The organism is Mycobacterium sp. ITM-2016-00316 (assembly GCF_002968335.2).
Lineage (GTDB): Bacteria > Actinomycetota > Actinomycetes > Mycobacteriales > Mycobacteriaceae > Mycobacterium.
This window is the reverse complement of sequence record NZ_CP134398.1, coordinates 2,396,585-2,414,018: the sequence shown is the minus strand read 5'-3', so window position 1 is coordinate 2,414,018 and position 17,434 is coordinate 2,396,585. Positions and strand designations below refer to the sequence as shown.

Sequence of the window (17,434 nt, the reverse complement as noted above, 5' to 3'; positions counted from 1 at the left end):
CTATCGCGCCGCGGTGTAGTGCAGCAGGGTGATGTCGGCCTCGGGGTGCTCGGCGAACACCGGAGACACTGCCATGCCGACCCGCAGCTGCGCCGCGTCGACGTCGACGAGTTCGGTGGCCAGCCGCGGCCCCTCGTCCCACTGCACCACGCCGAGCAGATGCGGCACCGCGTCGGCGAACTGCGGTGCGACCGGCCGCTGCGCGACGGCGAAGCTGACGAGCGTGCCCGCACCGGAGATCTGGCGCCATTGCAGGTCATCGGCGAGAGTGCCGGGAGCGAGCACGCGCGGGTAGAAGACATAGGCGTCCAGCGACGGCGAGAACTGGATCCACACCTCGTGGCGGCGCAGGCCGTCCCAGAACGGGGCCGAGGTCGGGGTGGGCAGCGGTACCGGGCGTGCCATGGCTAGTCCCCCTCCAGCACGAGTGCTTCTTGTTCGCTGAGCACGCCGCCGTTGCCGGACACGAAAGCGCGGTGACAGTCCGCGATCTGGGTCGCCTCGGCACGGCCCATCAGTTGCCGGGTGGCGTCGCAGACGTGGTGCATGCCGCCGGCGTTTCCGGGCTGCCCGTAGCCGAGTTGCCCGCCCGCGGTGTTCATCGGGAAGTCACCGCGGAAGGTCAGGTCGTGGTCGGTGACGAATTGCATGCCCTTGCCCTTCTCGCAGAAGCCGGCGTCTTCGAGGGTGAGCAGCGCGGTGATGGTGTAGCAGTCATAGATCGACACCATGTCCATGTCCGCGGGCGTCGCGCCGGCCATGCCGAACGCGGATTCGGCGACCTTGACCATCGGTGTCTGCAGCGGGTCGGCGGCGTACACCGGTGACTTGTAGGGCACGCGTTCGCCGAAACCCTTGATCCACACCGGACGGTTGCGGCCCTTGCGTGCGAGGGCGGCGTTGGTGACCAGCACCGCCGAACCGCCCATGCAGGGCATCACGATCTCCAGCATGTGCAGCGGCGAGGCGATGATGGGGCTGTCCAGCACGTCGGCGATGCTCAGCGTTTTGTCCTTGAACACCGCACCCGGGGTGTGGTTGGCGTTGACCCGTTGGTCGACCACGATCTTGGCCATCGCCGACTCGTCGTACCCGTATGCGGCCGCGTACATCTGGGCGACCTGCGCGTAGGGACCGTTCTGGCCGAGGTAACCGTAGGGAATCTCGAACTCGGCCTGTGGTGAGCCGTAGCGGTAGCTGGACGCGCCGAAGTACAGCGCGTCGCCCGGATCGTAGGGACGTTCGGGCGACATCGGGGTGAGGTAGTTGGCCGGGATCGCGCACAGCACCGCCTGGCAGATACCCAGTTCGATGGCCGCCGCGGCCCGCCACACCATGGCCGCACCGGACGCACCGCCCAGGTCGACCAGTTCGGCGTAGTTGACCGCCAGCCCCAGGTATTCGGCGACGGTGGACGGGACGAACAGCTGGGATTCCATCACCCCGCACGTCACGAGGCCGTCGACCTGGTCCACCGTCAGCCCGGCGTCCGCGACCGCGGCGGCGGCCAGCCGTGCCCACTGCTCCAGGATGAACTCCGGCGCCCCGGTCGGTTTCCGCGTCGCGGGCAGCTCGTGGAAACCGACGATCGCGGCCTCGCCCCGTAGGCCCATGTGATGCTCCCTCCGATCGGTCAGCCCCACATTATTAGAACGAGATTCTAGTTTCAATTCGGGTCCGGTTTTCGGTTCTGTCAACGCCACGGCGGCCGGGGTGCGACGATCCGATGAGCGCTTACCCGGGGGTGCCAGATGCGGACTGCACGACGATCGATCACGACCCTGCTGACGTTGCTGACCGCGGTTCTCATCACGGTCGCCTCGACCCTGACGATGGCCGTCGCCCTCGCCGCGACGGCGCTCATCGTGCCGGGCACCGGGACACCGAATGCCAACATCGTCGGCGACTACATGGAGAACGCCCGCGACTACTACATCTCGCCGTTCAACCCCGCGTGCACCGAGGACAACGCCTGCGCGTTGCAGGGCATCGACTACCCCGCGCAGTTCTGGCCGATCCCGCTACCCGGCTGGGGCGGGCTGCAGGGCGCCAAGTGGGATGTGTCCACCGGCGAGGGGCTGACCACGCTCAACTCCACATTGGTGGACGCCCTGGCGCAGAATCCGCCGAACACACCGGTCGTCATCTTCGGCTACTCGCAGGGCGGCAACATCGTCAGCCGGGAGAAGCGCAACCTGGCCGGGCTACCCAAGGACCAGACCTACCTGTCCTTCGTGATGATCGGAAACACCAACCGGCCCAACGGCGGACTCTTCGAACGACTGGCGTTCCTGGGGCACGTACCCATCCTCGACGCCACCTTCGGACTGCCCGCACCGACCGACACCTGTGACCACATCTGCGCCACCGATATCGCGTTCCGCTATGACGGAGTCGCCGACTTCCCGCTTTACCCGCTCAACGCACTGGCAGTCCTCAACGCGATCGCCGGATTCTGGTACATCCACGGCACCTACCTGGCGCCCAATCAGGACAGCGATGTCGGGGAACTACCGGACGGCTACACACCCGAGGAACTGGCCGAGCAACTCGCGAACGAGGACAACTGGGACGAGCGCGGCGACACCCGCTACATCACCATCCCGACCAAGACGCTGCCGATCGTGCGACCGTTCCTGGAGTTCGCCGGATTCACCGGGACCGGGTTCATCATCAAGCCGATCGTCACGCTGCTGACCCCGGTGCTCGAGGTGCTGATCGAGGCCGGCTACGACCGCTCGCTGAGCTACGGTGTGCCCGCTCCCTTCCGGCTCATTCCGCGGATCAACCCGTTCGTGCTGGCCCGCGATGTGGTCGACGCGATCGGCGAAGGCATCCATGATGCGTTCGGGGGCGGTTCGGCGCCGCAGCAGGCGCCCGAGCAGCAGCAGGCCCCGGTGAGCACGGCGGCCGCGGTCGAGGTAGCCGAGAGCGCCGAGCCGGCCGACGTCACCGGGCCGGCCGAGGACACCGATGTGCTCGAAGACACCGAAGCACTCGTCGAGAGCGAAGAGACCGACATGCCCGAGGAGATCGAGGAGCCGGCGCAGCGCGCGCGGCTCACCGAGGCCAGGACCTCGCCGAAGACCGCCAAGTCCACCACCCGGTCGGTGCGCCAGGCCGCTTGAGCGGCGCGGGTGGGCGCATCGGCCGCGGGAATCCGGGGGATCCTTCGACGACGGTGCGCCTACCCGCGCGACTACCAGTTGCTGAACTCGCGCAGGCTGGCGGCCAGCGGAACCGGCACCCGCGCAGTGATTTTGGTGCCCGTCTCGGTGTGCTCGGTGGTGTCGATCCGGCCCTCGGTGTGCACCCGGGCGACCAGGTCACCGCGGTCATACGGCAGTGTCACGTCGACGAAGGCGTCGGTGGGTTCGACCAGCTCCACCAGGCGGGCGCGCAGCTGATCGAGACCCTCGCCGGTGTGCGCGGACACGAACACCGCATCCGGTAAGGCGCGTCGCAACTGGGCCAGGGCGAGATCGTCGGCGGCGTCGATCTTGTTGACCACCAACAGTTCCGGGGCCGGTGAGCCGTCGTGATCGGAGTAGACATCGCGGACCACGTGGCGGACCGCGTTGATCTGCGCCAGCGGGGTGGCATCGGAGCCGTCGACCACGTGCACCAGCAGATCGGCGTCGACGACCTCCTCCAGCGTGGAGCGGAACGCCTCCACCAATTGGGTGGGCAGGTGCCGCACGAAGCCGACGGTGTCGGTCAGCACGAAGGGCCGGCCGTCGTCGAGTTCTCCGCGACGGGTGGTCGGCTCCAGCGTGGCGAACAGGGCGTTTTCCACCAGCACCCCGGCGCCGGTCAGCGCGTTGAGCAGACTGGACTTTCCGGCGTTGGTGTAACCGACGATCGCGACCGCGGGCAGGTCGGCGGCCCGGCGCTTACCGCGCTGGGTGTCGCGGATCTTCTTCATGTCCTTGATCTCGCGGCGCAGCTTCGACATCCGCTCGCGGATGCGGCGACGGTCGGTTTCGATCTTCGTCTCACCCGGCCCGCGGGTCCCGACACCGCCGCTGCTGCCACCCGCGCCACCGCCCTGGCGGGACATGGATTCACCCCAACCGCGCAGTCGCGGCAGCATGTACTCCATCTGGGCCAGCGACACCTGGGCCTTGCCCTCGGCGGACGTGGCGTGCTGGGCGAAGATGTCGAGAATCAGCGCGGTCCGGTCGATGACCTTGACCTTGACGACCTTTTCCAGCGAATTCAGCTGGGCGGGGCTCAGCTCGCCGTCGCAGATGACGGTGTCCGCGCCGGTGGCGGTGACGATATCGCGCAGTTCGATGGCCTTGCCGGAGCCGATATAGGTCGACGCGTCCGGTTTGTCGCGGCGCTGCACCAGGCCTTCGAGGACCTCCGAGCCCGCCGTCTCGGCCAGTGCGGCCAGTTCGGCCATGCTGGCGTCGACATCGGCAGCGGTGCCCTCGGTCCAGACCCCGACGAGCACCACCCGCTCCAGGCGCAGCTGTCGGTATTCGACCTCGGAGATGTCGGTGAGTTCGGTGGAGAGCCCGGCCACGCGGCGCAGTGCCGCACGGTCCTCGAGGGCCAGTTCGCCGGTGCTCGGAACGGGGTTGCGCGTGAAGTCAGATTCAGTCATATGTTCTTTCGATGGTGGCACGGTGGCCGGGGGTCACGCACCTGAATATTCGCCGTGCGCGACGAGCACCGACGGGCCACGCAGGTAGCTGGTCGCCTCGGTGATGGTGACGGTGACCGCACCGCCTGGGACGCGGACCGTCAAGGTGCCGGTCTGCTCCCCCAGATGGTTCAGCGCCGCCACCGCAGCGGCCACGGTTCCTGTTCCGCAGGAACGGGTTTCACCCACTCCGCGCTCGTGGACACGCATGTCCACCGCGTCCTGCGTCGGTCTCGTCAGGATCTCCACATTGACCCCGTCGGGGAACTGGGCGGTGTCGAAGGACACCGGGGCACCGACATCGAGGGCGGCCAACTCGGCCGCGTCGAGGTCGGTGACGCATGCCAGGTGTGGATTGCCGACATCGACTCCCAGCCCGGTGAAGCGCTGTCCGCCGACCACGGCCGTTCCGGCGCCCAGCCGGTTGGCCTTGCCCATGTCGACGGTCACCTCGGCGTGGGTGGGGCTGAACTGCTCGATCACCACCGGTCGCGCGCCGGCCAGCGAGCCGACCACGAATTCGTCGCGGGTCTCCAGCCCGGCAGCACGCAGGTAGTGCGCGAAGACCCGCACCCCGTTGCCGCACATTTGGGCGATGGACCCGTCGGCATTGCGGTAATCCATGTACCAGTCCTGGGCCGACACCCCCTCGGGCAGCGTCTCGAACACCCCGGCGGCGGCCGCGGCACCGGCCGTCGTCACCCGCAGCACACCATCGGCGCCCAGCCCGCGGCGCCGATCACACAGCGCGGCCACCATGTCCGGGGTCAGCGCGAGCGCGGCGTCCAGGTCGGGCAGCACCACGAAGTCGTTCTGCGTGCCGTGACCTTTCGCGAACCTCATTTGTCCAGGATACGCAGCGCCGCGGCGGTCAGGTCCGACGCCGAACCGTCGAGCCAGTTCACCCGGTGATCGCGCCGGAACCAGGACCGCTGCCTGCGCACATAGCGGCGGGTACCGACGAAGGTGGGTTCTCGCGCGGCGGAGCCGTCGCCCAGGGCGTCCAGGTCGGCCAGCACCTGCGCGTAACCGAGGGCGCGCGATGCCGTCACCCCGGCCCGCAGGCCGCGCTCGATCAGTCCGGTCACCTCGGCGACCAGACCTTCGGCGAACATGCTGTCGGTGCGCTGCCGCAGCCGCTCATCCAGAATGCTTGTGTCCCAGTCCAACCCGAGGATCACAGTGCCCCAGCGCGGGGTGCCGATGCGGGGCGCCGACGCGGCGAACGGTTTGCCGGTGAGTTCGACCACCTCGAGGGCACGCACGATGCGGCGTCCGTCGGTGTCCAGGATGGCGGCACCGGCCGCCGGATCGACGCGGGTCAGCTCGGCGTGCATCGCGGCCACCCCGACCTCGGTGAGGCGGGCCTCCCAGCGGGCCCGGACCGTCGGGTCGGTGGCCGGGAACGTCCACTGGTCCAGCAGGGACTGGATGTAGAGCATGGACCCGCCGACGATCACCGGCACCGCGCCGCGGGTCATGATCGCCTCGATATCGGCCGCCGCGTTCTCCTGGTACCGCGCGACCGAGGCGTTCTCGGTGACGTCGAGGACGTCGAGCTGGTGGTGCACGATGCCGCGGCGCTGCTCGGGCGGCAGTTTGGCGGTGCCGATGTCCATCCCGCGGTAGAACTGCATGGCATCGGCGTTCACGATCTCGCCGCCGAGCCGCTCGGCCAGGGCCAGCCCGAGTGCGGACTTGCCGGTCCCGGTCGGCCCGATGACGGCGACGGGCCGGATGTCGGGGTGAGCGGAGCGACGGGGGTGCAGGGTGCCGCTCACGGGAGCCAGGTGCCCACGAAATAGCCGACGCCGAACGGTGCCCCGCGGTAGAGCTCGCGGGCGCGGACCGGCCGCCGGCCGGCGAGGCCGGCCAGCAACTCATAGGCGCTCTGGCCCACCGCGCCTTCCGCGCACCCGATCACCGCGTCGGCGTCGCCGGCCGCCAGCGCGTCATCCAGCGCCGCCTGGGCGGACACCGAATCCGGCTCGAAGCCGCCGGGTGCGGACTCGGACAGCGTGTTGGCGCCGTCGGCGACCACCAGCACGCCGATCGGGTCCGGGGATTCGTCGAGCTCGCTGCGCAGCGTCACGCCGCGGTGCACGGCCGCCTCGCCGACGTCGGCGTGGACCCGCACCTCGGCGAGGCCGCCGGCGTTCACCTGCGCACGCACCCAGCCGGCGATCAGCGCGGCCAGCGGCAGCTCGGTTACCGGGCCGTCGGCCTCCGGACCCAGCGAGACCCGGATATCAGCGCCGTACCCGGCAAAGGTGCCGGCCGCGGACGCCGGGATGACCTGATCGGCACCACCCGCGCCGATGACGATCCAGCGCCCCGGCAGTCCGGCGGCCGCCGTCAGCACCACGGCACGCAGGTCGGCCACTTCGGCCGCCGCGGCACCGGCGAGTTCGGGCACCAGCACCGGCGCCGAGGGGATCAGAGCAATGGCCGCCAACACGCCATCACGCTATCGCCTTACCGGTGTCGGGCTGCTCGGCCCAGCCTGCCTCCCCGCGGGCCAGCGCCGCGGTCGCGACCATCATCACCGCCACCGCCGCGATCAGGGTGATCCAGCCGGCCTCGCCGGGGCGCAGCGTTTCACCGAGGACGACGACGCCCAGCACCGAAGCCACCACCGGTTCGGTCACCGTCATCGTCGGCAGCGAGGCCGTGATCGATCCGGCCCGGAAGGCGGCCTGCTGATAGGCGGTGCCCGCCACCGCCACCACCGCCCAGGCGTAGAGCTCCGGGGTGCGCAGCAGTTCCCACACACCGTCGCCGATCCGGTCGACCACGCCCTTGGTGAGGATCGCGAAAAGTCCCCAGAGCGCGCCGGATACGCACGCCAGCAACATCGCGCCGATCTTCCCTCCCAGCACGCGGGCACCGACGATGCACAGCACCAGCAGCGGCCCCAGCACTGCGCCGACGGCCAGCCAGGTGTCGGTGTCGGCCCGCGAATGCCCGGCCGTCGGGTTACCGACGGTGACGATCACCACCACCGATGCGGCCAGCAGCACCGCCCAGGTCCACTGGAATCTGGTCACCCGGTGATGGGTGGCGCGGGCGTTCAGCGGCAGCGCGAACAGCAACGAGGTGACCAGCAAGGCCTGCACCAGCAGCACCGAACCCAGTCCCAGCGCGGCCGCCTGCAGGCCGAACCCGACCGCCGAGACGAGGCTGCCGACCCACCAGTCGCGGTCCTTGAGCAACCGCAGGAACAGCTGGAGATGGCTGACCTGCTCGTCGGTGACCTCATGCGCGGAACGCTGGTGGATGACATCGCCGATGGCGATGAACAGCGCAGCGCCCAGTGCCAGCAGTGCGGCGATATCCGCCTTGTCCAACGGGGGCCTCCCAACCGGTCAGGGCACTGAGGGTGCCGGTAAACACGTGCCGATCGCAACCGCGGTTCGACCCGACCTGCTTGAATAGCCATCGGAAGCTATCGGCGCCGCGTCGCGCGGCAGGTGCGTGGGTCAGACCACGCGGAGTGCGAGGGAATGAATATGACGACCAACGACTCAGGTTCCGGCGAGAACACCGGGGAATCGGCGGCTGCGGCCCCCACTCCCACTCCCAAGCCCACGCCCAGGCCGGGTCCGCGCCCGACCCCGCACCCCCGTCCGGCCGCAGCCGTGGCCGCCGCGCCCGTTGTCCCGGCACCTGCATCGGTGGACCCGCACCGGTTCGGCCGCGTCGACGAGGACGGCACCGTCGTCCTGATCACCGCCGCCGGGGAACGCGTCATCGGCTCCTGGCAAGCCGGCGAGACCGAGGCCGCCTTCGCCCACTTCGGCCGTCGCTACGACGATCTGCACACCGAGGTCGCCCTGCTGGAGACCCGGCTGGCCTCCGGCAGCGGGGACGCCCGCAAGATCAAATCAGCCGCATCCGCACTGCTGGAGACCCTGCCGACCGCCGCGGTGCTCGGTGACGTCGACGCCGTCGAACAGCGTCTGAAGTCCATCCTTGAGCACGCCGACGGGGCGGCCGCCGAGGAACGGGCTCGGCGCGATGAGCACCGCGCCGCCCAGACCGCCCGCAAGGAGGCGCTGGCCGCCGAGGCCGAGGAGATCGCCGACGCCACCGGCCAGTGGAAGTCCGCCGGTGACCGGCTGCGCGCCATCCTCGACGAGTGGCGCACCATCACCGGCCTGGACCGCAAAACCGACGATGCGCTGTGGAAGCGGTACTCGGCGGCCCGGGAGACGTTCAACCGGCGCCGGGGTTCCCATTTTGCCGAGCTGGACCGCGAACGCGTCGGTGCCAGGCAGGCCAAGGAGGCCCTCTGCGAGAAGGCGGAGAAGCTCAGCGATTCCACCGATTGGGCGGGCACCGCGGCGACCTTCCGGGATCTGCTCGCGCAGTGGAAGGCCGCCGGCCGAGCCGCCAAGGATGTCGACGACGCGCTGTGGGCGCGGTTCAAGGCCGCCCAGGACACCTTCTTCGAGGCCCGCAACGCCATCAACGCCGAACGCGACGCCGAGTTCGGCGCCAACGCGCTCGCCAAGGAGAAGCTGCTGGCCGAGGCCGAGCGCATCGATGTCTCCGACCCCAAGGCCGCGCAGGCCGCGTTGCGGAACATCGGTGACAAATGGGACGCGATCGGCAAGGTGCCGCGCGAGAAGTCGGCCGATCTGGAGCGCCGGCTGCGCTCGGTGGAGAAGAAGGTGCGCGAAGCCGGGACCGCCGATCAGACGGACACCGAAGCGCAGGCGCGGGCCGACCAGTTCCGCGAGCGCGCCGAGCAGTTCGAGCGCCAGGCGGAGAAGGCCGAAGCGGCAGGCAAGGCCAAGGACGCCGAAAAGGCACGGGCCAGCGCCGCACAGTGGCGGGAGTGGGCGGAGACCGCTGCGGAAGCCGTCACCAAGAAGCGTTAGGGCTTCGGCTGGTCCTGTTCGGGGCCCGCATCAGGACCGAGGTCATCGAGCAGCGTCTTGTGCTGACGCTGAGCGACGGCCCGGCGGCGCTCCTCTTCGGCGGCCAACTGCACCGCGGTGCGGGACCACACCACCCGCGCCCAGTGGAAGGCCAGCAGCAGGACCGCGATCCAGCCGATGATGAGCCCGATACCGGGGCCCGGCAGGCCCTCGCCGGCGGTCTGGCGGGACCAGACCGCGAGCATGCCGGCCGGGCAGGCCACCGTGGTACCGGCCAGCGCGATCCAGGCCAGTGTCCAGCGCCGGGTCAGCAGCGCCAGGACGGAGAATCCGATGCTGAAGATCAGCGCCAGCCACACGAACACCCGCGACGGCAGGGACAGCCCGTCGGCGATCGCGGTCTCGTTGGCGATCAGCACATCGATGCCTCGGGAGGACCCGGTGTGCGGCAGCAGGAACGACACCAGCACCACGAACACCAGGATCGCCACCACCAGTGCACGGGCACCGGGGTCGATCTCGGCGGCGACCCGGCGTTCGGCGGCCTCGATATCGCCCTTGAACGCCTCGAAGTCCCTCGGGTCCTGGCCGCTCACAGCGCACACCCTCCGGTGACGGGGGCGGCAGGCGGTGCGCCGATGCCCGGCATACCCAGGCCCACGCCGGTCACCGGGCGTACACCGGCGGCGTGCGCGTCCCCGGCCCGGGTGCGGCGGTGCGACAGCACGGTGCCATCGGCGACCAGGAAGTGCGGGGCGGCGCGGGTCACGGTCGTGGTGACGATGTCACCGGGACGGATCTCGGCGCCCCCGGCGGCGAAGTGCACCAGCCGGCCGTCGCGGGCACGCCCGGACATCCGCGCGGTGGCGGCATCCTTGCGGCCCTCCCCCGCGGCGACCAGCAGTTCGACCTGCGTGCCGACCTGAGCCTGGTTCTCCTGCAACGAAATCTGCTCCTGTAGCTCGATGAGCCGCTGATAGCGTTCGCTGACAACCTCTTTGGGCAGTTGGTCGGCGAGCACGGCGGCAGGTGTGCCCGGACGCTTCGAGTACTGGAAGGTGAAGGCGTTGGCAAAGCGCGACCGCGCCACCACGTCCAGGGTGTCCTGGAAGTCCTGCTCGGTCTCGCCGGGAAAGCCGACGATGATGTCGGTGGTGATGGCGGCGTGCGGTATCGCGGCACGCACCCTGTCGATGATGCCCAGGTAGCGCTCGGCGCGGTAGGAGCGCCGCATCGCCTTGAGCACGCGGTCAGAACCCGACTGCAGCGGCATGTGCAGCGTGGGACACACGTTGGGTGTTTCGGCCATGGCCTCGATGACATCGTCGGTGAACTCGGCGGGATGCGGTGAGGTGAACCGCACACGCTCCAGCCCGTCGATGTCCCCGCACGCCCGCAGCAGGTCGGCGAAGGCACCGCGGTTGCGCGGGGTCTCTGGGTCGGCGAACGACACCCCGTAGGCGTTCACGTTCTGCCCCAGCAGGGTGACCTCGAGCACACCCTGGTCCACCAGGGTCTGCACCTCGGCCAGCACATCGCCGGGGCGACGGTCCACCTCTTTGCCGCGCAGCGCGGGCACGATGCAGAACGTGCACGTGTTGTTGCAGCCCACCGATATGGAAACCCAAGCAGCGTAGGCGGATTCGCGAGCGGCCGGCAGTGCCGACGGGAACTCCTGCAGCGCCTCGGCGATCTCGACCTGGGCCACCCGCTGATGGCGCGCCCGCTCCAGCAGCACCGGCAACGAGCCGATGTTGTGGGTGCCGAACACCACATCGACCCAGGGCGCCTTCTTCAGCACGGCCTCGCGGTCCTTCTGGGCCAGGCAGCCCCCGACGGCGATCTGCATATCGGGTTCGGCGTTCTTGCGGGGCGCCAGATGGCTGAGGTTTCCGTACAGCTTGTTGTCGGCGTTCTCGCGCACCGCGCAGGTGTTGAACACCACGATGTCGGCGTCGGTGCCCTCGACGGCGCGGACGTAGCCCGCGGCCTCCAGCAGCCCGGACAGCCGCTCGGAGTCGTGCACGTTCATCTGGCAGCCGTAGGTGCGCACCTGGTAGGTGCGCACGGGGGCCGCGGGTTGAGCACCCGCCTCCACAGTCGAGGCCAACACGGAAGTCACGACGATCATGTTACGGGGGTGTCGATACGCCCCATCCTGAGCATTACCTGGGTAGGGTTCCCATCCATGACCACCGCGGCTTCGGTCCCGATGATCTCGCTACAGGGTGTGAACAAGCACTTCGGCGATCTGCACGTGCTCCAGGACATCGACCTCGATGTGCCGCGCGGTCAGGTCGTGGTGGTGCTGGGCCCCTCGGGTTCGGGGAAATCAACGTTGTGCCGCACCATCAATCGGCTCGAGCCGATCGATACCGGCACCATCTCCATCGACGGTGAGGTGCTGCCCGAGGAGGGCCGCAAGCTCGCTCAGCTGCGCTCGGATGTCGGCATGGTGTTCCAGTCGTTCAACCTGTTCGCACACAAGACAATTGTCGAGAACGTGATGCTGGCGCCGGTCAAGGTGCGAAAGCTGGCCAAGGACAAGGCCCGTAGCGAGGCGATGGCCCTGCTCGACCGGGTCGGCATCTCCAATCAGGCCGACAAGTACCCGGCGCAGCTCTCCGGCGGGCAGCAGCAGCGGGTCGCGATCGCCCGCTCGCTCGCGATGAGCCCCAAGGTGATGCTGTTCGACGAGCCGACCAGTGCGCTGGATCCGGAGATGATCAACGAGGTGCTGGCCGTCATGACCTCGCTGGCGTCGGAGGGCATGACCATGGTGGTCGTCACCCATGAGATGGGCTTCGCGCGCCGCGCCTCACACCGGGTCGTGTTCATGTCCGACGGCGCGATCGTGGAGGACGCCGAACCCGAGGAGTTCTTCAACAATCCCAAGTCCGACCGTGCCAAGGATTTCCTCGGCAAGATTCTCAACCACTGATCGTCCACCACCGAAAGGACCATGACATGTCGTCTCTGCGCTTCCGGGTGGCTGCCGCCGCCATTGTGGCCGCAGCGCTACCGCTGACCCTCGCCGCCTGCGGCGGAGGCGGTGGCGACGAATCCAAGGTCGTCATCGGCACCAAGTTCGATCAGCCCGGTCTGGGGCTGAAGAACCCGGACGGCACCATGAGCGGGTTCGACGTCGATGTCGCCACCTATGTCGCCGAGCAACTCGGCTACGCCCCCGAAGACATCGAGTGGAAAGAGTCGCCGTCCTCGCAGCGCGAGACGCTGATCCAGAACGGTCAGGTCGATTTCATCGTCGCGACGTATTCGATCACCGACGCCCGCAAGGAGAAGGTGGATTTCGCCGGGCCGTACCTGATCACCGGGCAGAGCCTGCTGGTACGCGCCGACAACTCCGACATCGTCGGCGCGGAATCGTTGGAGAACAACAAGAAGCTGTGTTCGGTCACCGGCTCGACCCCGGCCCAGCGCATCAAGGACAAGTACCCCGGCGTGCAGCTGCAGCAGTACGACACCTATTCGGCCTGTGTCGAGGCACTCAAGACCGGAGCCATCGACGCGGTGACCACCGACGAGGTCATCCTGGCCGGGTATGCCGCGCAGTCCCCCGGAACCTTCAAGATCGTCGGTGAGCCGTTCTCCGAGGAGCGTTACGGCATCGGCCTGAAGAAGGACGACACCGAAATGCGCACCAAGATCAACGACGCCATCACCAAGATGGAGGCCGACGGCGCCTGGAAGGAAGCCTTCGACAAGAACCTCGGGCCCGCAGGCATCACCGCGCCCGAGCCGCCGGCCGTCGACAAGTAGCCGCGCAGGCACGTGGAGATCTTCACCGAGTACCAGGACCGGATCTATGCCGCGTTCTGGATCACCATCCAGCTGACGGTGCTCTCCGGCGTCGGTGCGCTGGTGCTGGGCACCGCACTGGCGGCGATGCGACTGTCGCCGATACCGGTGATGCGGGGGTTGGGCACCACGTATGTGAACGTGGTGCGCAACACCCCGCTGACCCTGATCCTGGTGTTCTGCTCGCTGGGTCTCGCCAACACGTTGCACATCACGCTGACGGATCCGGACTCGCCGACCTCGATCGTGGACAGCAACTTCCGGCTGGCCGTGCTCGGATTGACGGTCTATACCGCGGCTTTCGTGTGTGAGGCGATCCGGTCCGGGATCAACACCGTGCCGCTGGGACAGGCCGAGGCCGCGCGGTCTCTGGGCCTGACCTTCTCGCAGAACCTGCGGATCATCATGCTGCCGCAGGCCTTTCGCGCGGTGATCATCCCGCTCGGTTCGGTGTTGATCGCCCTGACCAAGAACACCACCATCGCCTCGGCGATCGGCGTGGCCGAGGCGGCGTTGTTGATGAAGGAGATGGTGGAGAACACCTCGGCACTGCTGCTCGTCGGCGGGATCTTCGCGATCGGTTTCGTCATCCTGACGTTGCCGACCGGGTTGCTGTTCGGCTGGCTCGGCAAACGACTGGCGGTGCTGAGGTGAGCGGCGCGACGGTTCTCTTCGATGCACCGGGTCCGCGCGCCCGGGTCCGGCACCGGATGCTGGCCGGCCTGACGGTTGTCGCCTTCGCACTGATCTTCGGCTGGGTGATCTGGAAGTTCGCCGCCGCCGAACAGTTCACCGCCGCCAAGTGGGAGCCCTTCCTCACCCCGGACCTGTGGACGACGTATGTGCTGCCCGGTATCGAGGGCACCCTGACCGCGGCGGCGGTGTCCATCGTGCTGGCGCTGGTGCTCGGGTGCCTGCTCGGGGTGGGCAGGCTGTCCCCTATCCCGGTGGTGAGCTGGGCGTGTGCGACCTTCGTGGAGTTCTTCCGGGCCGTGCCGGTGCTCATCATGATGTTGTTCTCCTACGCGTTGTTCGCGCAGTACAACGTCTTTCCCTCGGAGTACCTGGCGCTGGCCGGCGTGATCACCGGCCTGACCCTGTACAACTCGGCGGTGATCGCCGAGATCGTGCGCAGCGGCGTGCACTCACTGCCGCGGGGACAGGCCGAGGCCGCGTCCGCGCTGGGCATGACGTGGAGCCAGACCATGGGCTCGATCCAGTTGCCGCAGGCCATCACCTCGATGCTGCCGGTGCTGGTGTCACAGATGGTGGTGGTGCTCAAGGACACCGCGATCGGCTACCAGATCACGTTCGTGGAAATGGTGCGCCAGGGCCAGAGCATCGGCTCGTCCTACGGCAACTACATCCCCGCGCTCATCGTCATCGCGGCCCTGATGATCGGGCTGAACTTCGCCCTGTCGTCCTTGGCCACCCGCCTCGAGGCCCGGTTGCGCCGGTCCAAGAAGGGACCCGCGCCGCTGGCTGCCCGACCCGTCATTCAGGACGGGCCCGGCGTCTGATTGCGGGCCAGTACCAGGCCCGCACCCGCGATCACCGAGCAACAGACCATCACGATGCCCAGCGGGCCGGCCGTGCGCTCGCCGGCCAGACTGACCAGCGGTGAGACGGCGGCGGCCAGCAGGAACTGGGTGGCCCCCAGCGCGGCCGAGGCGGTGCCGGCCGCCCGCGGGGCGGCCGAGAGCGCCAGCGCGGTCGCATTGCCGAAGATCAGGCCCATCCCCGCCACGGCGCTGAACAGTGGGATCGCCAGCCAGCCGGCCGGGACGCCCGTCCAGGACAGGGCCAGCACGCCGATGCTGGAGACCGTGATGACCGCCAGGCCGACGCCGGCCAGGGTGTGCGGCTCGGTGCGGGCGGACAACCGGGCACTCAGCGCGCTCATCAGCAGCAGACCGAAGGCATTCACTCCGAACACCGCGCCGTACTGCGCGGCACTCAGCCCCATCATGGTCTGATAGACGAACGGCGAGGCCGAGATGTAGGCCATCATCACGGCGAACGCGAATCCGAAGGCGACGACGTTGCCGACGTATCGACGACTGATCAGCTGCCGCAGCGGCGAGCCCGCGGTGGCCCTGTCGGCCCGCAGTGCGGTCCGCCGTTCCTCGGTGTGGGTTTCGCGGATCACCACCAGCGCGGCGACCAGCATCAGCACGACCAGCACCAGGATGACCGCCAGTGCGCCGCGCCAGCCCAGCGGGCCGACCAGGAATCCGCCGGCCAGCGGGGCGGCGATCGGGGCGAGGCCACCGACGATCATCATCAGGCTGAACGCCCGGGCGGCGGACCGGCCGGTGGCCAGGTCGGAGATGATCGCGCGGCCGATCACCATGCCCGCGGCGCCGGTGAGGCCCTGGGCCAGCCGGGCGGCGATGAGCACCTCGATGGTCGACGCAAACATGGCCACGACGCTGGCGACCACGCAGATGGCGGCGCCGATGATCAGCGGCCGGAGCCTGCCGTAGCGATCGGACAGCGGCCCGAAGATCAACTGCCCCAGGGCAAGACCGATGAGGAAGGTGGTCAGGGTGAGTTGCACATTCGTCGGTGAGGTGTGCAGATCGGCGACCATTTCGGGGAATGCCGGCAGGTAGAGATCGGTGGCGAACGGTGCCACCGCCGACAGCAGCGCGAGGGTGATCAGCAGGCCGGTGGTGATGCGCGGTCCGCTCTCGGTGCGCGCGGGGGTGTCGACCGGGGTCGTCATGGGCAGCTCCAGAAATGGTTATCGGATAATAATTATCATTACATAACTATCAGGTAGAGTCATCCCCATGCAAGCCCGAGTGCGTCACACCGAGCAGCTCGCCGACCTGGCCGATGTCGTCATGGCGGTCTCCCGCGCCATCAAACAGCGCACCGCCGCAGACCCTGCGGTCCTCGACCTCTCGACCACCGAGGTGACGGTGCTGCGCTTCATCGACCACCACCCCGGGGTCAGCCCCAGCGTGGTCGCCACCGCGACAGGGCTGCAGCGCAGCAATCTGAGCCGGGCGCTCCGCGCATTGGAGGCCAAAAAGTTGGTCAGACGCTCCGCCGATCCCGCCGACAACCGCCAATCGCTGCTGCAGTCGACCGCCCTGGCTGCCGAGAACCTGGCCCACATCAGAGCCATCTGGTCCGGGCTGCTGCGTGACGCACTCAAGGGCTCCGGCGATCACGACATCGCTTCGGCGCTCGCACTACTCGGCACGCTGGAGCGCGGCCTGATGTGATGCGGATCACAGTCGGAATGATCGCGCCCCCGTGGAGCTTGACCTGTACGAACCTACCCAGCCTTCGGAGGACGTCATGACCGACACCACCCACACCCCAGTACTGGCCGGCCGTCGGGCCCTGGTCACCGGAGCCTCCCGCGGCATCGGGGCCGAGATCGTGCGCCGACTGGCCGCCGACGGCGCCGCCGTGGCGTTCACCTACAACTCCTCGCCGGCACCGGCCGAAGCCCTGGCAGCCGAACTCACCGCAGCCGGCGCAAAGGTGGTGGCCATCCGGGCCGACAGCGCCGACGCAGCGGCCACCGCGGCCGCCGTGGACACCACGGTGGCCGAGCTGGGCGGTCTCGACATCTTGGTCAACAACGCCGGCGTCGCCTCTGGGGCACTCATCGAGGACTTCACCCTTGAGGAGTTCGACCGGATCGTGAACATCAACGTGCGCGGCGTATTCGCCGCCAGCAAGGCCGCGGTGCCCCACCTGGGCAAGGGCGGCCGGATCGTCAACATCGGCAGCGTGAACGCCGATCGTGTTCCGGTGCCCGCCTTTTCGGTGTACGCACTGTCCAAGGCCGCGGTCGCCGGCTTCACCCGCGGCCTGGCCCGTGAACTCGGCCCGCGCGGGATCACCGTGAACAATGTTCAGCCGGGCCCGATCGCCACGGACATGAACCCTGCCGACGGCCCACTGGCCGAACAGATGACTCCGCTGCTCGCCGTCGGCCACTACGGCCACACAAGCGACGTTGCGAGCGCCGTCGCGTTTCTGGCGTCACCGGATGCCGGCTACATCACCGGCATCGCCTTGAACGTCGACGGTGGCTTTCTGGTCTGACCGCCACGCA

18 protein-coding genes are annotated in these 17,434 nt (G+C 68.7%); 8 read left to right on the top strand and 10 right to left on the bottom strand.

The window, feature by feature from the left end; translation table 11 throughout:
* Both C6A86_RS11590 and C6A86_RS11585 read right to left on the bottom strand, forming a co-directional pair.
* On the bottom strand, positions 1–405 hold the full coding sequence (locus tag C6A86_RS11590) for a Zn-ribbon domain-containing OB-fold protein (protein ID WP_105366289.1): 405 nt from the start codon (positions 403–405) through the stop codon (positions 1–3).
* A gap of 2 nt (positions 406–407) precedes the next feature.
* On the bottom strand, positions 408–1,613 hold the full coding sequence (locus tag C6A86_RS11585) for a thiolase family protein (RefSeq protein ID WP_105366288.1): 1,206 nt from the start codon (positions 1,611–1,613) through the stop codon (positions 408–410).
* Positions 1,614–1,751: 138 nt separating this feature from the next.
* Between C6A86_RS11585 and C6A86_RS11580 the strand changes: the two genes are divergently transcribed.
* Positions 1,752–3,128 (top strand): PE-PPE domain-containing protein, encoded by a 1,377-nt coding sequence (locus C6A86_RS11580; protein ID WP_105366287.1) that lies wholly within the window; start codon positions 1,752–1,754, stop codon positions 3,126–3,128.
* A gap of 71 nt (positions 3,129–3,199) precedes the next feature.
* Here the strand turns inward: C6A86_RS11580 and hflX are convergent, their stop codons facing one another.
* The 5 genes from hflX to C6A86_RS11555 are packed head-to-tail and all read right to left on the bottom strand — an operon-like array spanning position 3,200 to position 7,998.
* Positions 3,200–4,612: a GTPase HflX gene (hflX, locus tag C6A86_RS11575; protein ID WP_105366286.1), complete on the bottom strand. Its 1,413-nt coding sequence runs from the start codon at positions 4,610–4,612 to the stop codon at positions 3,200–3,202.
* A 33-nt stretch (positions 4,613–4,645) separates the two neighbouring features.
* Positions 4,646–5,494 carry a diaminopimelate epimerase gene (gene dapF, locus C6A86_RS11570; RefSeq protein ID WP_105366285.1) on the bottom strand — a complete coding sequence of 283 codons (849 nt, stop codon included), beginning with the start codon at positions 5,492–5,494 and terminating at the stop codon, positions 4,646–4,648.
* Positions 5,491–6,390 carry a tRNA (adenosine(37)-N6)-dimethylallyltransferase MiaA gene (miaA, locus tag C6A86_RS11565; protein ID WP_105366301.1) on the bottom strand — a complete coding sequence of 300 codons (900 nt, stop codon included), beginning with the start codon at positions 6,388–6,390 and terminating at the stop codon, positions 5,491–5,493. Before miaA ends, dapF begins: the two co-directional genes overlap by 4 nt.
* Positions 6,391–6,428: 38 nt before the next feature.
* Positions 6,429–7,109 carry a hypothetical protein gene (locus C6A86_RS11560; RefSeq protein ID WP_105366284.1) on the bottom strand — a complete coding sequence of 227 codons (681 nt, stop codon included), beginning with the start codon at positions 7,107–7,109 and terminating at the stop codon, positions 6,429–6,431.
* A gap of 4 nt (positions 7,110–7,113) precedes the next feature.
* Entirely contained in the window at positions 7,114–7,998 is an 885-nt protein-coding gene (locus C6A86_RS11555) for a DMT family transporter (RefSeq protein ID WP_105366283.1), read from the bottom strand.
* Between the two features lie 162 nt (positions 7,999–8,160).
* Here C6A86_RS11555 and C6A86_RS11550 point away from each other — a divergent pair, with 162 nt between their 5' ends.
* On the top strand, positions 8,161–9,534 hold the full coding sequence (locus tag C6A86_RS11550) for a DUF349 domain-containing protein (RefSeq protein ID WP_105366282.1): 1,374 nt from the start codon (positions 8,161–8,163) through the stop codon (positions 9,532–9,534).
* Here the strand turns inward: C6A86_RS11550 and C6A86_RS11545 are convergent.
* Positions 9,531–10,139 (bottom strand): hypothetical protein, encoded by a 609-nt coding sequence (locus C6A86_RS11545; RefSeq protein ID WP_105366281.1) that lies wholly within the window; start codon positions 10,137–10,139, stop codon positions 9,531–9,533. The genes C6A86_RS11550 and C6A86_RS11545 overlap by 4 nt on opposite strands.
* Complete coding sequence (gene miaB / locus C6A86_RS11540; protein ID WP_105366280.1) at positions 10,127–11,665, bottom strand: tRNA (N6-isopentenyl adenosine(37)-C2)-methylthiotransferase MiaB; 1,539 nt, start codon at positions 11,663–11,665, stop codon at positions 10,127–10,129. The genes C6A86_RS11545 and miaB overlap by 13 nt, the downstream gene beginning before the upstream one ends.
* Before the next feature lie 81 nt (positions 11,666–11,746).
* Between miaB and C6A86_RS11535 the strand changes: the two genes are divergently transcribed.
* From C6A86_RS11535 to C6A86_RS11520, 4 genes are read left to right on the top strand one after another with little or no spacing between them, the layout of a single operon-like run.
* Positions 11,747–12,475 (top strand): amino acid ABC transporter ATP-binding protein, encoded by a 729-nt coding sequence (locus C6A86_RS11535; RefSeq protein ID WP_105366279.1) that lies wholly within the window; start codon positions 11,747–11,749, stop codon positions 12,473–12,475.
* Between the two features lie 26 nt (positions 12,476–12,501).
* Positions 12,502–13,314 carry a glutamate ABC transporter substrate-binding protein gene (locus tag C6A86_RS11530; protein WP_105366278.1) on the top strand — a complete coding sequence of 271 codons (813 nt, stop codon included), beginning with the start codon at positions 12,502–12,504 and terminating at the stop codon, positions 13,312–13,314.
* Between the two features lie 12 nt (positions 13,315–13,326).
* A complete protein-coding gene (locus C6A86_RS11525; RefSeq protein WP_105366277.1) occupies positions 13,327–14,007 on the top strand; it encodes an amino acid ABC transporter permease in 681 nt (226 codons plus the stop codon).
* Positions 14,004–14,873 carry an amino acid ABC transporter permease gene (locus tag C6A86_RS11520; protein WP_105366276.1) on the top strand — a complete coding sequence of 290 codons (870 nt, stop codon included), beginning with the start codon at positions 14,004–14,006 and terminating at the stop codon, positions 14,871–14,873. Before C6A86_RS11525 ends, C6A86_RS11520 begins: the two co-directional genes overlap by 4 nt.
* Here the strand turns inward: C6A86_RS11520 and C6A86_RS11515 are convergent.
* Complete coding sequence (locus tag C6A86_RS11515) at positions 14,852–16,081, bottom strand: multidrug effflux MFS transporter (protein WP_105366275.1); 1,230 nt, start codon at positions 16,079–16,081, stop codon at positions 14,852–14,854. The two genes, C6A86_RS11520 and C6A86_RS11515, sit on opposite strands and share 22 nt — an antisense overlap.
* 67 nt (positions 16,082–16,148) lie before the next feature.
* Between C6A86_RS11515 and C6A86_RS11510 the strand changes: the two genes are divergently transcribed.
* Together C6A86_RS11510 and C6A86_RS11505 are read left to right on the top strand one after the other, a co-directional pair.
* On the top strand, positions 16,149–16,589 hold the full coding sequence (locus C6A86_RS11510) for a MarR family winged helix-turn-helix transcriptional regulator (RefSeq protein ID WP_105366274.1): 441 nt from the start codon (positions 16,149–16,151) through the stop codon (positions 16,587–16,589).
* Positions 16,590–16,665: 76 nt separating this feature from the next.
* The gene (locus tag C6A86_RS11505; protein ID WP_105366273.1) at positions 16,666–17,424 is read left to right on the top strand and encodes a 3-oxoacyl-ACP reductase family protein; all 759 of its coding nucleotides are present in this window, start codon (positions 16,666–16,668) and stop codon (positions 17,422–17,424) included.
* The last annotated feature ends 10 nt before the right edge of the window (positions 17,425–17,434 follow it).